Source organism: Serratia marcescens (assembly GCF_001902635.1).
In the GTDB taxonomy this organism is placed as follows: domain Bacteria; phylum Pseudomonadota; class Gammaproteobacteria; order Enterobacterales; family Enterobacteriaceae; genus Serratia; species Serratia marcescens_F.
Genome location: NZ_MJAO01000009.1, coordinates 18620 through 35528 on the forward strand (window position 1 = coordinate 18620; position 16909 = coordinate 35528).

General features: G+C 60.1%; 20 protein-coding genes and 1 other RNA gene. 16 read left to right on the forward strand and 5 right to left on the reverse strand.

The features are described from left to right. Positions 1 to 174: 174 nt before the first annotated feature. From sstT to BHU62_RS10680, 10 genes are all read left to right on the forward strand, one after another. Positions 175 to 1410, forward strand: a complete 1236-nt coding sequence (gene sstT / locus BHU62_RS10630; protein ID WP_073531989.1) for a serine/threonine transporter SstT — start codon at positions 175 to 177, stop codon at positions 1408 to 1410. A 439-nt stretch (positions 1411 to 1849) separates the two neighbouring features. After that, complete coding sequence (locus tag BHU62_RS10640; RefSeq protein ID WP_073531991.1) at positions 1850 to 2296, forward strand: hypothetical protein; 447 nt, start codon at positions 1850 to 1852, stop codon at positions 2294 to 2296. Between the two features lie 136 nt (positions 2297 to 2432). Next, positions 2433 to 3113, forward strand: a complete 681-nt coding sequence (locus tag BHU62_RS10645; protein ID WP_073531992.1) for a DedA family protein — start codon at positions 2433 to 2435, stop codon at positions 3111 to 3113. Further along, on the forward strand, positions 3110 to 3484 hold the full coding sequence (gene mzrA / locus BHU62_RS10650) for an EnvZ/OmpR regulon moderator MzrA (RefSeq protein WP_004937130.1): 375 nt from the start codon (positions 3110 to 3112) through the stop codon (positions 3482 to 3484). The genes BHU62_RS10645 and mzrA overlap by 4 nt, the downstream gene beginning before the upstream one ends. 240 nt (positions 3485 to 3724) lie before the next feature. Then, the gene (locus BHU62_RS10655) at positions 3725 to 4096 is read left to right on the forward strand and encodes a DUF1090 domain-containing protein (RefSeq protein WP_073531993.1); all 372 of its coding nucleotides are present in this window, start codon (positions 3725 to 3727) and stop codon (positions 4094 to 4096) included. 163 nt (positions 4097 to 4259) lie between these two features. Then, entirely contained in the window at positions 4260 to 4565 is a 306-nt protein-coding gene (locus BHU62_RS10660; protein WP_073531994.1) for a DUF883 family protein, read from the forward strand. Between the two features lie 2 nt (positions 4566 to 4567). Next, positions 4568 to 4969, forward strand: a complete 402-nt coding sequence (locus tag BHU62_RS10665; RefSeq protein WP_073531995.1) for a phage holin family protein — start codon at positions 4568 to 4570, stop codon at positions 4967 to 4969. Continuing rightward, the gene (locus BHU62_RS10670; RefSeq protein ID WP_073531996.1) at positions 4966 to 5253 is read left to right on the forward strand and encodes a YqjK-like family protein; all 288 of its coding nucleotides are present in this window, start codon (positions 4966 to 4968) and stop codon (positions 5251 to 5253) included. The genes BHU62_RS10665 and BHU62_RS10670 overlap by 4 nt, the downstream gene beginning before the upstream one ends. 295 nt (positions 5254 to 5548) lie before the next feature. After that, positions 5549 to 5944, forward strand: a complete 396-nt coding sequence (locus BHU62_RS10675) for a DoxX family protein (protein ID WP_073531997.1) — start codon at positions 5549 to 5551, stop codon at positions 5942 to 5944. A 70-nt stretch (positions 5945 to 6014) separates the two neighbouring features. Next, entirely contained in the window at positions 6015 to 7001 is a 987-nt protein-coding gene (locus BHU62_RS10680) for a glutathione S-transferase family protein (protein WP_073531998.1), read from the forward strand. Between the two features lie 50 nt (positions 7002 to 7051). Here BHU62_RS10680 and BHU62_RS10685 read toward each other — a convergent pair whose 3' ends face one another. Next, positions 7052 to 7948 (reverse strand): LysR family transcriptional regulator, encoded by an 897-nt coding sequence (locus BHU62_RS10685; RefSeq protein WP_073531999.1) that lies wholly within the window; start codon positions 7946 to 7948, stop codon positions 7052 to 7054. 107 nt (positions 7949 to 8055) lie between these two features. Between BHU62_RS10685 and BHU62_RS10690 the strand changes: the two genes are divergently transcribed. Continuing rightward, complete coding sequence (locus BHU62_RS10690) at positions 8056 to 8757, forward strand: pirin family protein (RefSeq protein ID WP_073532000.1); 702 nt, start codon at positions 8056 to 8058, stop codon at positions 8755 to 8757. A gap of 57 nt (positions 8758 to 8814) precedes the next feature. Here BHU62_RS10690 and rnpB read toward each other — a convergent pair. Together rnpB and rsmI are read right to left on the reverse strand one after the other, a co-directional pair. Further along, positions 8815 to 9192: RNase P RNA component class A (gene rnpB, locus BHU62_RS10695), an RNA gene on the reverse strand. 41 nt (positions 9193 to 9233) lie between these two features. Continuing rightward, positions 9234 to 10097, reverse strand: coding sequence for a 16S rRNA (cytidine(1402)-2'-O)-methyltransferase (rsmI, locus tag BHU62_RS10700; protein ID WP_073532001.1), 864 nt, complete (start codon positions 10095 to 10097; stop codon positions 9234 to 9236). Between the two features lie 62 nt (positions 10098 to 10159). On the opposite strand from rsmI, the gene BHU62_RS10705 reads away from it, so the two are divergent. The 5 genes from BHU62_RS10705 (at position 10160) to BHU62_RS10725 (ending at position 15448) form a co-directional block, all read left to right on the forward strand. After that, the gene (locus BHU62_RS10705; protein ID WP_073532002.1) at positions 10160 to 12199 is read left to right on the forward strand and encodes a penicillin-binding protein activator; all 2040 of its coding nucleotides are present in this window, start codon (positions 10160 to 10162) and stop codon (positions 12197 to 12199) included. Next, positions 12196 to 12549 (forward strand): YraN family protein, encoded by a 354-nt coding sequence (locus BHU62_RS10710; protein WP_088776049.1) that lies wholly within the window; start codon positions 12196 to 12198, stop codon positions 12547 to 12549. The genes BHU62_RS10705 and BHU62_RS10710 overlap by 4 nt, the downstream gene beginning before the upstream one ends. Before the next feature lie 51 nt (positions 12550 to 12600). Continuing rightward, on the forward strand, positions 12601 to 13191 hold the full coding sequence (gene diaA / locus BHU62_RS10715; protein WP_004937103.1) for a DnaA initiator-associating protein DiaA: 591 nt from the start codon (positions 12601 to 12603) through the stop codon (positions 13189 to 13191). Positions 13192 to 13200: 9 nt separating this feature from the next. Next, on the forward strand, positions 13201 to 13776 hold the full coding sequence (gene dolP / locus BHU62_RS10720; RefSeq protein ID WP_073532004.1) for a division/outer membrane stress-associated lipid-binding lipoprotein: 576 nt from the start codon (positions 13201 to 13203) through the stop codon (positions 13774 to 13776). Between the two features lie 115 nt (positions 13777 to 13891). Beyond that, a complete protein-coding gene (locus tag BHU62_RS10725) occupies positions 13892 to 15448 on the forward strand; it encodes a S10 family peptidase (protein WP_073532005.1) in 1557 nt (518 codons plus the stop codon). Positions 15449 to 15505: 57 nt separating this feature from the next. Here the strand turns inward: BHU62_RS10725 and mtgA are convergent, their stop codons facing one another. Further along, positions 15506 to 16234, reverse strand: coding sequence for a monofunctional biosynthetic peptidoglycan transglycosylase (gene mtgA, locus BHU62_RS10730; RefSeq protein ID WP_073532006.1), 729 nt, complete (start codon positions 16232 to 16234; stop codon positions 15506 to 15508). Beyond that, positions 16231 to 16884 (reverse strand): isoprenoid biosynthesis glyoxalase ElbB, encoded by a 654-nt coding sequence (elbB, locus tag BHU62_RS10735; RefSeq protein ID WP_073532007.1) that lies wholly within the window; start codon positions 16882 to 16884, stop codon positions 16231 to 16233. Before elbB ends, mtgA begins: the two co-directional genes overlap by 4 nt. Positions 16885 to 16909 lie beyond the last annotated feature (25 nt).

Consider the following 16909-nt stretch of genomic DNA (forward strand, 5'->3'; position numbering starts at 1 on the left):
TAACCAGTATGTTATCAAGTGTTGATCCGCGCTCAGAATTTCACCCTCGCCTCTTTCCAACATCATTCGATTGCTGAATACTGATCCGGCAAACACACTTAGTTACAGAATCATACAAAGCTACCCGGTGTCGTTCCCGCCGCGGCGGCCAGATAACATCAGGAAGAAAGCACTATGCAAAAACTACTACAAAAGATCACGCAGGGTAGCCTGGTCAAACAAATCATGGTCGGCCTGGTGGCCGGCATTCTGGTGGCGCTGATCTCGCCGGCAGCCGCGGCGGCGGTTGGCCTGCTCGGCACCCTGTTCGTCGGCGCGCTGAAAGCGGTGGCGCCGCTGCTGGTGCTGATTCTGGTGATGGCCTCGATCGCCAACCATAAACAAGGGCAGAAGACCAATATTCGCCCGATCCTGTTCCTCTACCTGCTGGGCACCTTCGCCGCCGCGCTGGTGGCGGTCGTCGTCAGCTTTATCTTCCCGTCTACGCTGGCACTGACCACCGGCGCGACGGACATTACCCCACCGGGCGGCATCGTGGAGGTGATGAAAGGCCTGCTGATGAGCGTAGTGGCCAACCCATTCCATGCACTGATTAACGCCAACTACATCGGCATTCTGGCGTGGGCCGTCGGGCTGGGGCTGGCGCTGCGTCACGCTTCCGAGACCACCAAGGGGCTGATCAACGACATGTCCCATGCGGTCACGCTGGTGGTGCGCGCGGTGATCCGCTGTGCGCCGCTCGGCATCTTCGGCCTGGTGGCTTCCACGCTGGCGGAGACCGGCTTCGGCGTGCTGTGGGGCTACGCCCAGCTGCTGATGGTGCTGCTCGGCTGCATGCTGCTGGTGGCGCTGGTGCTCAACCCGTTGATCGTGTACTGGAAGATCCGCCGCAACCCGTATCCGCTGGTGTTCGCCTGCCTGCGCGAAAGCGGCGTGACCGCCTTCTTCACCCGCAGCTCGGCCGCCAATATTCCGGTGAACATGGAGCTGTGCAAGAAGCTGAACCTGAATGAGGACACCTACTCGGTTTCCATCCCGCTGGGTGCCACCATCAACATGGCCGGCGCGGCGATCACCATCACCGTGCTGACGCTGGCGGCGGTAAACACGCTGGGCATCGCGGTAGACGTCCCGACCGCCCTGCTGCTGAGCGTGGTGGCGGCGCTGTGCGCCTGCGGCGCCTCCGGCGTGGCCGGCGGCTCGCTGCTGCTGATCCCGCTGGCGTGCAACATGTTCGGCATCCCGAACGACGTGGCGATGCAGGTGGTGGCGGTGGGCTTTATCATCGGCGTGCTGCAGGATTCGGCGGAAACCGCCCTCAACTCCTCCACCGACGTGCTGTTCACCGCTGCGGCCTGCCAGGCGGAAGACCAACGGCTGGCGAACGAAGATCCGTTGAAAGTGCGTTAATCGCTGTTCGCTCCATAAAAAGGCGCTCCCGTGAGCGCCTTTTTTTGTCCGTCTTGCAACATCCGCCCGCTTTTACAATCACGATCAGCCCCTCAATACATCGATGTGCAAGGCGCCTTGCGCCGCCAAACTGGCGATGCGACAGCACCTGGCGCACAGCAAACAGAGGCTGTTCAGCGGCGGCGCCGATCGTTACCGGTTCGCCAGGAACCCTGGTAGAGCATCTGGACGGTGCGAGCCACAAGCCAAAATAGCCACGGAGGTCAAAAACCGTCGGCTTATGTCAGGTAATGTAAAATCCGCTGAATCGATGCCGGAACCGCCGTTTGCCGTGTACTATTTCACCGTCGGCAACGTAGATTTCCCTGTTGCCAATCGTGCTATTTTGGTAGAGTTAGCCCACTTTTTTACCCATTGCTGCGGGGCGGAACGCGAATAAATGCGCTGGTTGTTTGCCATGCTGATTGCTCTTTTCTGCTGGACCGGTTCGGTCTCCGGCCAACAGCTATGCGTGGCGTCACCCAAGTCTACCCCCAGCGCGCTGAGCAGCCTGCCGCTGCTGGCGGATCCGGTTCTTTCCCCCTATGATCACGTGTATCGGGCGCCGGCCGAAGCGCGCCGTAAAGCACCCGGCAAATTGCCGTTGCTGCTGCCCAGAGCGCACTCTTTTCCCGGTTCGCTGCTCGCTTCCGCGCAGTTGGCACCGGTATATGCCCTGGTCGCAGAGCCGGGTTACCGAATTCGCCTTCCCCGCCAGGACGCACCGGCCCCCAACCGGCTTGCCCAGGTCGACTGGATGCTCGACGCCTCCAGGCAACAGAGTCGGCAAGACAGCTGGAAAGACAGTAACATGCAGTACCGTGGCACGCTGACTTATCACCTATGACCGGTGTCGCACCGCTTAGAAACCTTAAAGCAACGCCGTTTCATCGTTATCAGCATTCTGGACCGCCGCGCGCTTTCAGCCCACGCCCGCTCCGCCGCTGAGATAAAAATAAACAATGACGTTTTAGGAACACCGGATGGACATCATTAAAGAACTGATACATGCCCTGTGGCAGCAGGATTTTGAGACGCTGGCGAACCCTTCGTTGGTGTGGACACTCTACATCCTGCTGTTCATGATCCTGTTTTTGGAAAACGGCCTGCTGCCGGCCGCCTTTTTGCCGGGCGACAGCCTGCTGATCCTGGTCGGTGTGCTGATCGCCAAAGGCACGATGGGCTTCCCGCTGACCATCGTGATCCTGACCGTCGCCGCCAGCCTGGGATGCTGGGTCAGTTACATACAGGGCCGATGGCTCGGCAATACGCGTACGGTGCAAGGCTGGCTGTCGCACCTGCCGGCCCACTACCATCAGCGCGCTCACAACCTGTTCCACCGCCACGGGCTTTCCGCCCTGCTGGTCGGCCGCTTCCTGGCCTTCGTCCGCACCCTGCTGCCGACCATCGCCGGCTTGTCCGGCCTGAGCAACGCGCGCTTCCAATTCTTCAACTGGATGAGCGGGCTGCTGTGGGTGTTGATCCTCACCACCCTGGGCTTCGCGCTGGGTAAAACCCCGGTGTTCCGCAAATACGAAGATCAGCTGATGTTCTGTCTGATGATGCTGCCGCTGGTGTTGCTGGTGGTCGGTCTGGTCGGCTCGCTGATCGTGCTGTGGCGCAAAAAGCGCACCGACCGCCAGAATCCGGGGAAAGGGGCGTGACAGCAAAGCGCCCGCGCTGGCAATACGTCCTGATGATCGCGCTCGCCCTGCTGGCGCTGGCGACGCTGTTGGTGCCCTGCATGGTGCGCACCGAAAGCGAGCTGCGCATCCGCGCCAGCCAGCAAGGCTTGTCGCTGCCCGACGGTTTTTACGTCTATCAGCGCCTGGATGAGCGTGGCATCCGCATCAAAAGCATCACGCCAGAAGGCGATGGCCTGGTCATCCGCCTGGATTCGCCGGAGCAGCAGCTGCTGGCGCGCGAAGCGTTGCAAACCATCCTGCCGCCCGGTTACCACATCGCGTTGAGCGAATCCCCTGTGCCGTCTCATTGGGTACGCGAATTTGCGCGTTCCCCACTCAATCTGGGATAATCCCCTTCATATGAAGGGGTTTCCTTTCATTGCCGTAGTTTTCGTTTTCACCCACATCGAATAGCTCAAAAATCGACCTATCAGCGGCGAGTTGCGGCTGATTCTTGGAGGCGCGCCGGTTTCGTGACTATGCTCAAGGTTAGCGTCAGCCGGCCGTAAGCGCCCTTCTGTCGCGCTGCCGTCTCCGGCAGCCAGGAAAGCGGATGCACGCCAGTGCATCCCATGAAAAGGAACGGAAAGATGAAATTACGCCATTCACTGTTACTGCTGCTGCCGTTTTGCGCATTGCCGATGTTGTCGTCGGCCGCAGAGGGCGGTTGCGCCGCCAAAGCGCAAAGCATCCAGCAGCAAATCGACTACGCTACCCAGCACGGCAATACCCATCGCGTAGACGGGCTGAAAAAAGCGCTGAGCGAAGTGCAGACCCACTGCACCGAAGCCGGCCTGCAGGCCGAGCGCCAGAAAAATATCGAAGAGAAACAACGCAAGGTCGACGAGCGCCGGCTGGAACTGAAAGAAACACAGCAAACCGGCAAACTGGACAAGATCGCCAAGAAGCAGCAAAAGCTGGCGGAAGCGCAGGCTGAGCTAAAACGCGCCCAGGCGGAATAATTTTTTACACCAGCGGATTTATCGACGAGAGCCCCATAACACGGGATTTATTAAGCATCTGGAATTGATGCCTGGTGTTATCTGCTAGCCATCATCCCTTTGCTCCGGCGAAAAAATCCGCTATGTTGAAAGTCTGTCGTCATCAACGTTAAGGAATAATCACATGGCACATGATTCAAATGCAGAGAACTTACGCGCTGAACTGAAGTCCTTAGCCGATACGCTGGAGGAAGTGCTGAACTCCTCCACCGATAAGCCGAAAGCCGAGCTGGAGAAGCTGCGCTCGAAAGCGGAAGGCGCGCTGAAAGAGACCCGCGCTCGCCTGAGCGATGCCGGTGACAAGCTGGCGTCGCAAACCAAGCAAATCGCCGGCCAAGCCGACGAGTACGTGCGCGAAAACCCGTGGACCGGCATCGGCATCGGCGCAGCAGTCGGCGTGGTGTTGGGCGTGCTGCTCGCGCGTCGCTAATCATGGCTGAACAACCGCAAGCGCGTGCGCAGGGCCCCGCCAAAGGGGTCCTGGATATCGGCCAGCGCATCATCACGATCTTGGTCGGCATGGTGGAAACCCGTGTCCGGCTGGCGGTGGTCGAGCTGGAAGAGGAGAAAGCCAACCTCATTCAGCTGCTGATCATGGCCGGTATGACGCTGCTGTTCACCGCCTTCGGTTTGATGAGCCTGCTGATCCTGATCTTCTGGGCCATCGATCCGGTCTACCGGCTGGTGGCGCTGGGCGTGACGACCGGCGTGTTGCTGTTCCTGGCCGTGGTCGGCACCCTTTGGACATTGGCCAAAGCCCGCCGCAGCACGCTGCTGGGCGCCACGCGCAAGCAGCTGGAGCTCGACCGCGCCGAACTGGAGCGGGAGCCATGAACCGCCGCCGCTACCTGGAATGGAAAAAAGAGAGGCTGATTCGGCAGATCCAGCAACAGCGTCTGGATCTGGCCGAACACAAGTCCCTGTGGCTGGACAAGACCGAACGCATCGATCGCGGTTGGCAGACGGTGTTCGGCCTGCGGCGTTATCTGGTGCTCGGTTCCAGCATCATGGCGCTGTACGGCATCCGCCACCCCAGCAAAGTGATACGCTGGTCGCGCCGCGCCTTCGGCGCCTGGAGCGCTATCCGCCTGTTTAAAAAGACCTTCTCCGCCAAATAAGCCGCTGCAACTTTTCTTCAAACATCCTGTTGATCCGCCCTCATTTCCTCCTCTAAAACCACACTTCTGATCCCGGGGCCAAGCAACCTGCTGACAAGGGGGATTTTATTAGCACGCTAAAGATTCAGATTTTTTGAAAAAATACGACAGTTTTACTTGCTAACAACCTGAGCACTTCCCGCTTAACATTCACTCCATCGATACGATATGGGCCGGACAGGGTGAGAGCCCCGATATACCGCCCGTTGACATGACTACCGCCGAACAGGCACACAAAAACACTTTGGAGTAGATGATGAAAAAATTAGAAGATACAGGTTTGCTGGTTGCACGTATTCTGATGCCAATCCTGTTTATCGTGGCAGGCTACGGCAAAATGGGTGACGCCTATGCCGGTACCCAACAGTACATGCAATCGATGGGCGTGCCTGGCTTCTTGCTGCCGCTGACCATCCTGCTGGAATTTGGCGGCGGTCTGGCGGTCCTGTTCGGTTTCCTGACCCGCACCGTGGCGCTGTTCACCGCCGGTTTCACCATCCTGACCGCGCTGCTGTTCCATAGCAACTTTGCGGAAGGCGTAAACCAGCTGATGTTCATGAAGAACCTGACCATCGCCGGCGGTTTCCTCGTACTGGCGGTTGCCGGCCCAGGCGGCTTCAGCATCGACCGTCTGCTGAACAAGAAATGGTAATCTAAACTGTCATTCAGGGCCCGGCATACCGGGCCCTGTCGCTTTTCACTCGGACACCAAGGAGATGCCCATGGGACAACTTGTCGATGGCGTTTGGCAAGACATCTGGTATGACACCCAATCTACCGGCGGCCGTTTCAAACGTTCAACCGCTCAGTTTCGCAATTGGGTGACCGCCGACGGTCAGCCGGGCGAACACGGCGTAGGCGGCTTCAAGGCCGAAGCGGGCCGTTATCACCTGTACGTTTCTCTCGCCTGCCCTTGGGCACACCGCACCCTGCTGATGCGCAAACTGAAAGGGCTGGAACAGATCATTCCGGTCTCGGTGGTGCACCCGCTGATGTTGGAAAACGGCTGGACCTTCGGTCAGGATTTTCCAGAAACCACCGGCGATCCGCTGTATCACGCCGACTTCCTGTACCAGATCTACCTGCGTGCCGATCCGCACTACAGCGGGCGTGTGACCGTGCCGGTGCTGTGGGATAAACAGCAGCAAACCATCGTCAGCAACGAATCCGCCGACATCATCCGCATGTTCAACAGCGCGTTTGACGGCGTGGGGGCCCGCGCGGGCGATTACTACCCGGCCGAGCTGCGCGGCAAGATCGATGAGTTGAACGGTTGGATTTACGATCAGGTGAACAACGGCGTGTATAAGGCCGGTTTCGCCACCAGCCAGGAAGCTTACGACGAAGCGGTCAACGGGGTATTCAACGCGCTGGAGCGCCTGGAGCAGATCCTGGGGCAGCACCGCTACCTGACCGGCGATCGGCTGACCGAAGCCGACCTGCGTCTGTGGACCACGCTGGTGCGTTTCGATCCGGTGTACGTCACCCACTTCAAGTGCGACAAGCACCGCATCAGTGACTACCTGAACCTATACGGTTTCCTGCGCGACATCTACCAGATGCCGGGCATTGCCGAGACGGTCAGCCTGCCGCACATTCGCAACCACTACTACCGCAGCCACGCCACCATCAACCCGCACGGCATCATTTCCATCGGGCCGGCGCAGGATCTGGACGCGCCGCACGGCCGCGACCGGCGCTTCGGCTAAGGCCAAAAAATCCCCTCGCCACCCGGCAAGGGGATCTCGTCTGACCGGCGTTAGCGCTGCGCGAACAGGCGCGGAATTTCGCGCAGGAACCAGGCTTTCGCCTCCCCCATGCTGTCGCGCCGCCAGGCCATGATGATCTCGGCTTCGCGGCTGTATTCCGGCCCCACCACGCGCAGCCGCCCGGCTTCGATATCTTTCTCCACCATCGGATACGGCATGGTCGCCACCCCCAACCCAGCCAGCAGCGCCAGGCGTTTGTCTTCGATGGTGCTCACCGTCAAGCGCTGCTGCTTATCCAGCAGCTGTACGGTCAACACCGGGCGCTCGCGGGCGGTATCCGCCACCGCAATGCCGCGGTACTTCACGCGGGTCACTTCGGACAACGGCTCCGGCTCCAGGTGGATCGGGTGATCCGGCGCGGCGACGTAGACGCTCATCACCTTATACAGTTTGCGGGTGTTGATCTCCGATGAAGCGCGAAAATGCATGTCCGGCGCGATCACGATGTCGGCGCGCCCCTGCTCCAGCCGCTCCCAGGCGCCCGCCAGCACCTCGGTGAAAATCGACACCTGGGTGTTGGCCTTCAGCGCCAGCTTGTCGACCAGCGGAAACAGCAGGCTCGGCGGCGACAGCGCTTCGCTGACGATGGTCAGGTGGGTTTCCCAACCGCGCGCCAGCGCTTCGGCGTCGGTGGTCAGCTTGTCGGCCGCTTCCAGCAACACCCGACCGCGCTCCAGCAACATGCGCCCCACGTTAGTGAACTTGGTGCGGTGGCCCGAACGGTCGAACAGCACCACATCCAATTCTTCTTCCAATTTTTGCATGGTGTAGCTGAGCGCCGACGGCACCCGGCCCAATTCGTCGGCGGCCGCGGCGAAACTGCCGCGCCGGTCGATCGCGTCCATTACTCTCAACGCCTCAAGCGTGAGCGCCCGATCTCTGGCCATCGCATCCCTCTGTCAGGAAATTTGAATATGCCGACCAGATTAACTGGCTAACAATCCGACGTCCAGATGCTTACCATTTGGATAATGAATTTAGAGAGCCGATTGCCATGATTACATGCAGAACAGCACAACAATGCGGGCAAGCTGACTTTGGTTGGCTGCAGGCTCGCTACACCTTTTCCTTTGGTCACTACTTCGATCCCAAACTGATGGGCTACGCGTCGCTGCGGGTGCTGAATCAGGAGGTGCTGGCACCGGGCGCGTCGTTCCAGCCGCGCACCTATCCCAGCGTGGATATCCTGAACCTGATCCTGCAGGGCGAGGCGGAATACCGCGACAGCGACGGCAACACGGTGCGCGCCAAAGCCGGTGAAGCGCTGCTGTTAGCCACTCAGCCAGGCCTGAGCTACAGCGAACAGAACGTCAGCAGCGACACGCCGCTGACCCGCATGCAGCTGTGGCTGGACGCCTGCCCGGAACGCAACAACGAGCGGGTGCAGCGCCTGACGCTGCCGGCGGCAGGCAACCTGCTGCTGGCCTCGCCGGACGGCGCGCAGGGCAGCCTGCAGCTGCGCCAGCAGGTCTGGATCCACCATCTCGATCTGCAGCCGGGCGAACAGCAAACGCTGGCTATCAACGGGCCGCGCGCCTATTTGCAGTCGATTCACGGCACCATCGCCGCCACCGGCGAGCGCCACGAAGCGCAGCGCCTGACCTGCGGCGACGGCGCCTTCGTGCGCGAGGAGAATCGCCTGACGATCCGCGCCGAAACGCCGCTGCGCGCGCTGCTGATCGATCTGCCGGTATAAGCGGCCGGAAAACGAAAAAACCCCGCGCAACTGACGTTGCGCGGGGTTTTCTTTTGTCGAGGGAGTTGACCGGTAAGCCGGGTTCTGTCGTGGACAGTCATTCCTCTAGGCCAGCAATCGCTCACTGGCTCAAGCAGCCTACCCGGGTTCAGTACGGGCCGTACCATGTGAACCCCTATTTGGCCTTGCTCCGGGTGGAGTTTACCGTGCCACGAACTGTTGCCAGCCGCGCGGTGCGCTCTTACCGCACCCTTTCACCCTTACCTGATCCCGCTTGCGCGGGCCATCGGCGGTTTGCTCTCTGTTGCACTAGTCGTAGGCTTGCGCCTCCCAGGCGTTACCTGGCACCCTGCCCTATGGAGCCCGGACTTTCCTCCCCTCCATCTGTCTCCCCGAAGAGGACGGCAATGAAGCGGCGACTGTCTGGTCAACTCCGGCGCGGATAGTAGCGTCGCGGCGACGGCAGGTCAACCGCTTTACGGCTGTTGTTGCTCCAGCGCGTGCTTATACAGCGCATTTTTCTTCACGCCGTGGATTTCCGCCGCCAGCGCCGCCGCCTTTTTCAGCGGCAACTCTTTTTGCAGCAGCGCCAGCGTGCGCAGCGCCTCCAACGGCAGCGCATCTTCCTGCGCCTTATGGCCTTCGACGATCAGCACCATTTCGCCGCGGCGACGCACTTCATCTTCCTGCACCCAGGCCAGCAACTCGCCTACCGGCGCGCCATAGATAGATTCCCAGGTTTTGGTCAGCTCGCGCGCCAGTACCACATAACGCTGCGGGCCCCAGACGGTGACCATGTCCTGCAGGCTTTCCAGCAGGCGGTGGGTGGATTCGTAAAAAATCAGCGTGCGCGGTTCCTCCGCCAGCGCCATCAGCGTATCCTTGCGCCCCTTGGTTTTCGCCGGCAGGAAGCCTTCGTAGCAGAAACGGTCGGAAGCGACGCCCGCGGCACACAGCGCGGTGGTGGCGGCGCAGGCGCCCGGCAACGGCACCACGCGAATGCCGGCCTCGCGGCAGCGGCGCACCAGGTGATAACCGGGATCGTTGATCAGCGGCGTGCCGGCGTCGGACACCAGCGCGATGCTCTGGCCTTCCTGCAGTTTCGCCAGCAGCTGATCGGCCTTTTGCTGTTCGTTGTGGTCGTGCAGCGCGAACAGCCGCGCGTTGATCGCGAAGTGTTGCAGCAGCAATCCGGTATGGCGCGTGTCTTCCGCCGCGATCAGATCAACGCTTTTCAGTACCTCTAACGCACGGTGGGTGATATCGCCCAGATTGCCGATTGGGGTGGGCACCACATACAGCGTTGATGCAGAAATGACTGATTGTTGGTGTTGATTCATTGTTTCATCCGGGTTGCCGATTTAATATTGAGCATCTTGAAAAAAACATCACTGGATACAGTATGCTTTCCTCAACATTCGTTCGTACCAAAGCAGGGCGTTCCAAGCCAGTCCGACTTACCGCAGTCATCGCGGCCGCCCTTTTCCTGGCAGGCTGTCCAAGTCGGGCCCCGCAAACGCCGCCCGCCAATATACAGGACGAAGCGAGCGCCAGCTCCGATTACTACCTGCAGCAGTTGCAGCAAAGCAGCGATGATAACAAGGCTGACTGGCAATTACTTGCTATTCGCGCCTTGCTGCGTGAAGGAAAACTGCCGCAGGCCGGCGACCAGTTGAATCAGCTGCCGAAAAACCTCAGCGGCGCGCAGCAGACGGAACGCCAATTGCTGACCGCCGAACTGCAGATCGCCAACAAAAGCTACGTCAGCGCCCGCAGCACGCTGGGCCACCTGGACAGCGGTTCGCTGTCGCCTAATCAGAAGGTGCGCTACTACCAGGCGCAGATCGCCGCCAATCAAGGCAAAGCGTCGCTGCCATTGATCCGTGCCTATATCGCTCAGGAGCCGTTGCTGACCGGCAAACCGCACCAGGAAAACCTGGATCAGACTTGGCAAGCGCTGCTGCAGCTGTCGCCGCAGGAGATGAACAGCCTGGTGATCAACGCCGACGAGAACGTGCTGCAAGGCTGGCTGGATCTGCTGCGCGTCTATCAGGACAACAAGCAGGATCCCGATCTGCTGAAGGCCGGTATCAAAGACTGGCAGAACCGTTATCCGAAGAACCCGGCGGCCAAAACGCTGCCGGCGCGCCTGAATCAGGCGCTGAACTTCACCCAGGCCTCCACCTCGAAAATCGCCCTGTTGCTGCCGTTAAACGGCCAAGCGAAAGTGTTCGCCGACGCCATCCAACAAGGCTTCGAAGCGGCGAAAAACGGCGGTTCCGCGCCGGCTCCGCAGCCTCAAGCCGCGCAACCGGCCAGCGCAGCGGCCCCAACGGCGCCGGCCGATCAGGCCGCCACGGGCGACATCAACGCCAACGGCGCGGTCAGCCCTTCGGCGCAAGCGAGCCAGCCCGCCGTGACCGCCGCGCAACCCACTGCGCCGTCCAGCGCGCCGGTAACGCCGCTGCAGGCCGCCAACGCGCAGGTTAAAGTGTACGACACCTCCAGCCAGCCGCTGGCCGCCTTGCTGAGCCAGGCGCAGCAGGACGGCGCCACCCTGGTGGTCGGGCCGCTGCTGAAAGAAAACGTCGATCAGCTGTCTTCCAGCACCACCACGCTGAACGTGCTGGCGCTCAACCAGCCGGAAACGCCGAAGGACAGCCTGAATATCTGCTACTTCGCCCTGTCGCCTGAAGATGAAGCGCGCGACGCCGCTCGCCACATCTGGGAACAGCAGAAGCGTCAACCGTTGCTGCTGGTACCGCGCGGCGCCTTCGGCGATCGCGTCGCCAAGGCCTTCAACCAGGAATGGCAGAAGCAAGGCGGGCAAACCGTGCTGCGCCAGGACATCGGCTCCGCCGGTGAACTGCGCCAGATGGTGAATAGCGGCGGCATCCGCATGACCGGCACGCCGATGTCGAGCGCCCCGGCGCCGCAGAGCGTAACCATCGCCGGGCTGACCATTCCGGCGCCGCCGAGCGACGTACCCGCCGCTACCGGCGGCGGCGTCGACGCGGTGTATATCGTCGCCACTCAGTCTCAGCTGACGCTGATTAAACCGATGATCGACATGGCCACCAGCTCGCGCGGCAAACCGGCGATGTACGCCAGCTCGCGCAGCTACCAGGCCGGCGCCGGCCCGGACTTCCGGCTGGAAATGGAAGGCCTGCAGTTCAGCGATATCCCGCTGCTGGCGGGCTCAAACCCTCAGCTGTTGCAGCAGGCCAGCGCGCGTTTCCGCAACGACTACTCGCTGGTGCGCCTGTATGCGATGGGGATGGATGCCTGGACATTGGCCAACCACTTTGCTGAAATGCGCCAGCTGCCGGGCTTCCAGGTTTCCGGCACCACCGGTACGTTGAGCGCGTCGCCGAACTGCGTGATCAACCGCAAACTGCCTTGGCTGCAATACCGTCAGGGCACGGTCGTTCCGGTCTCTTGAACCCACGCGCCTCAGGGGCGGGCTATGAGTTACTGGCCCGCCGTCATCTGGAACACGCCGGGCTCACCTTCTGCGCCGCCAACGTCGCGGTGCGCGGCGGTGAGCTCGACCTCATCATGCGCGACGGCGCTACCTGGGTGTTCGTCGAAGTGCGCTACCGCCGCAACGACGCCTTCGGCAGCGCGGCCGCCAGCGTCACCGCTCGCAAACAGCAGCGGCTGCTGCACGCCGCCGCCGTCTGGCTGGCGGGGCGCGGAGCCAGTTTTGACACATCATCTTGCCGTTTTGATGTTTTGGCCATTACCGGTAGCCAGTTAGAATGGATACCCAACGCCTTCAATGCGGATTAATCGGGGTTTTGCGGCGCAGACCGGCCCTTTGACTTAGTGGATTAATACAACGTGCTGGATAGAATTAAAGTCTGTTTTACCGAAAGCATCCAAACCCAGATCGCGGCGGCGGAAGCGTTGCCTGACGCCATTTCCCGTGCTGCGATGACGCTGGTTCAATCCTTACTCAACGGCAACAAAATCCTGTGCTGCGGCAACGGCACCTCGGCGGCCAACGCGCAACACTTCGCCGCCAGCATGATCAACCGTTTTGAAACCGAGCGCCCCAGCCTGCCGGCCATCGCCCTCAACGCCGACAACGTGGTGCTGACGGCGATCAGCAACGATCGGCTGCACGACGAGGTGTACGCCAAGCAGGTGCGCGCGCTCGGGCACACCGGCGACGTACTGCTGGCGATTTCCACTCGCGGCAACAGCCGTGATATTGTGAAAGCGGTCGAGGCGGCCGTGACGCGCGATATGACCATCGTGGCGCTCACCGGCTATGACGGTGGCGAACTGGCCGGGTTGCTCGGCCAGCAGGATGTCGAGATCCGCATCCCGTCGCACCGCAGCTCGCGCATTCAGGAAATGCACATGCTTACCGTAAACTGCCTGTGCGACCTGATAGACAATACGTTATTCCCCCACCAGGACGATTAAGGAACTGAGATGAAGCTAAAAGCCACATTTGCAGTGCTGTCCAGCGCCCTGCTGTTGCAAGGCTGTATCGCCGGCGTCGTCGTCGGCAGTGCGGCAGTCGCCACCAAAACCGCCACCGACCCGCGCAGCGTGGGTACCCAGGTGGATGACGGCACGCTGGAAGCCAGGGTCGAAAGCGCCCTGAGCAAAGACCAGCAGTTGAAGAAAGAAGCCCGGGTGGTCGCCACCGCCTATCAGGGCAAAGTGCTGTTGACCGGCCAGTCGCCTAACGCCGATCTCACCGCGCGCGCCAAGCAGATCGCCATGGGCGTGGAAGGCACCACTGAAGTGTATAACGAAATCCGTCAGGGCACGCCGGTCAGCCTGAGCACCGCGTCCTCCGACACCTGGATCACCACCAAGGTGCGTTCGCAGCTGTTGACCAGCGATACGGTAAAATCGTCCAACGTGAAGGTCACTACCGAAAACGGCGAAGTGTTCTTGCTGGGCCTGGTCACGCAGCAGGAAGGGCAGTCGGCGGCGCAGATCGCCAGCCAGGTGAGCGGCGTGAAACACGTCACCACCGCCTTTACCTTCGTGAAATGATCCTTCAGGCAAGGGGCCTTCCCCTTGCCTACTTTCTGTACGCTCCCCACTGTTTACCCTAGTTTAATGAGCCGCGTTTAAAGTAATCTCTCACTTCATTACGGATAAAATTCAAATGGACAGAATTTTAATCGGTTTTCCCAGTGCCGTTTCTTTATTCACCGCCGGAGTTTCCGCCGCCAATCCCACACAGGATGCGCCCCGCGCCGAACATGACCCGGCCCCGATGGCCGATCAAACCGTTGCTACTGAAGGCGCGATCACGGTCGACCAGGTAAAAATCAATTATCAGGCGCAAACCGGGGTGCTGGAATTGAGTAAAGATGATCCGGAAGATCCCGTGACCAGCATGTTCTATGTTGCGTATTTCAAAAAGAATGAGAACGAGAGCAGGCCGATTACCTTTATCTACAACGGCGGGCCGGGCTCCGCCTCGCTTTGGCTGCATATGGGAGCGCTGGGGCCTAAACGGGTTATCGCTACTCAGCCAGAGAAAACACAGCTGGCGCCTTACCAACTAACCGACAACCAATACAGCCTGCTCAACGTCAGCGATCTGGTGTTTATCGATGCCCCCGGAACGGGTTACAGCCGCTTTTCCAGCAGTGCCGCCAGCCAGCCGGAGAGAGCGCAGCAAAAATCACACAGTGCCAGCAACGTGTATGGCGTCAACGGTGATGCTCAGGCTTTTTCTCAATTTATCGTTCAGTTTTTAACGCATTACCAACGCTGGAACTCACCTAAATATTTATTGGGTGAAAGCTACGGCACTACCCGCTCGGTGGTATTGGCCGAGACGCTAAAAAATCAGAATATCGATCTTAACGGTATTATCCTGATGTCGCAGTTTCTGAACTACGACAATAACATCGACGATCCCAATCAAAACCCCGGCGTCGATCAACCTTACTATCTGGCACTACCAACCTACGCAGCCAGCGCATGGTACCACCAGCGGCTGCCGGGCAAACACCAGAGCCTGAAAACCCTGTTAGACCAGGCCGAGCAGTTTGCGCTGGGGACTTATGCCCAAGCCTTGCTGCAAGGTGCCAATCTGCCTGAAAAAGATCGCCAAACGCTCGCCGAGCAGCTTTACCAATTTACCGGCATTCCGGCCGATTATTGGCTCAAGGCCAATTTGCGCATGAGTGGGCCGGTCTTCGCCAAGCAACTGTTGCGCAGTCAGGACGAGACCATTGGCAGAATCGATACCCGCTATCGTGGGCCGTCGCTGGATAATATCGCTGAAACGTCCAACTACGATCCCAGCGTCAGTGCAATTACTTCCGCCTACGTCGCGCAATTCCACGATTATCTTGGCAAAACGCTGCATTTTAGCGCCGACCAAAACTATCGCGCATTTTCCGATGAGGTCTATGACTGGAACATGTCCAGCAACAGCCGGGACAGATCATTTAACGTGTTGCCGAGCCTGTCGCGGGTGATGAAAATGACCCCGGCAATGAGAGTGATGGTGATTGGCGGGGTTTACGATCTGGCCACCCCTTACTTCGTCGCCAAATATGAGATGAGCCATCTGCCCGTGTCGCCCAAATTACGCGACAATATCCGTTTCTATTGGTATGACACCGGGCATATGCCGTACGTGGATGAACTATCGCTTAAAAAGATGCACGCGGATTTAACGGCATTTATCAGCGATAAGCCCTGATGCGACATTAACCACCGAAGAGAGAGATACCTTGCCCGAAAGCAGGGTATCGCTTGGTTAATCCAGCTTGTTCTCTTTCAGGAAACCTTCCCCACCCAACTGCCGCATCTGGCGCATGATCCACTGTTGACGCTGCACCACATAGCCGGATGGCGCATCGGCCAGGAAGCGGTGCGGATTCGGCAATACTGCCGCCAGCAGCGCCGCCTCGGCCGCTGTCAGCCGTTTGGCCGGCTTATGGAAGAAACGCTGTGAAGCCGCTTCCACGCCGAACACCCCGTCGCCGAACTCCACGATGTTCAAATACACCGTCAGAATGCGCCGCTTGGTCCACACCAACTCGATGCCCGACGTCAGCCCGGCCTCCAGCCCTTTGCGCAGCCAGCTGCGGCCATCCCACAGAAACAGGTTCTTGGCGGTTTGCTGCGACAGCGTGGACGCGCCGCGAATACGCGTCGGGCGTTTCTCGTTGTGGCTGAGCGCCTTTTCGATCGCCGCTACATCAAAGCCCCAGTGATCGGGAAACTTCTGATCCTCCGCCGCCATCACCGCCAGCGCCATTTGCGGCGAGATGTCGTCCATCGACACCCAGTCCGAGTGGGCAACATAGCTGAAGTCGCCGCTCAGCCAGGCGCTGATCTGCCGCTCCGCCATCACGGCGGAAAACGGCACCGGCAGGAAGGCGAAGGCCACGATACCCAATACCCACAGGCCGAGAATCGCGATGACGCCGCGCTTCAGCCAATACCACGGATGCAGCCGCCATCCGCCGACCGATTTTCTCATTCAGCCAGTTCCAGCACCCGCACCACCAGTTTATCGATGCCGGCGGCCGCCTGCGCGATCGACGGCGCCAGCATATAGGCCGGCGTGGTCACGATCTTGTGTTCGCTGTCCACCACGATGTCGTCTACCGGGCAAATCACCGGTTCGCCGCCCATGGCGTCGATCACTTCCCCCAGGTCAGGATCGTTGCCAATGGTCAGCCGCGCTTGTTGATCCAGCAGCTTCGGCAACAGCGCCGGCGCGATGCACATCAGGCCAATTGGTTTGTTGGCCTTATGCATCTGGCGCGTCAGGCGCGCCAAATCTTCATCGACCCAGCATTCCGCGCCGGCTTCGGCGAAATTGCTGAGGTTCTTGGCGGCGCCGAAGCCGCCGGGCACGATCAGCGCATCCAGCTGCGCGGCGTCCGCCTGCGACAACGGCTGCACCGCGCCGCGGGCAATGCGCGCCGATTCGATCAGGACATTGCGCGACTCCGCCATCTCTTCGCCAGATAAGTGATTAATAACATGGCGTTGTGGTTTATCAGGCGCAAAGCACACCGCCTGCGCGCCGGCGCGGTCCAACGCCAGCAGCGTCAACACCGCTTCATGGATCTCCGTACCGTCATAAACGCCGCTGCCGCTGAGGACTACACCCACCTTTTTCATCACTCTTACTCCTATCGCTGCTGTC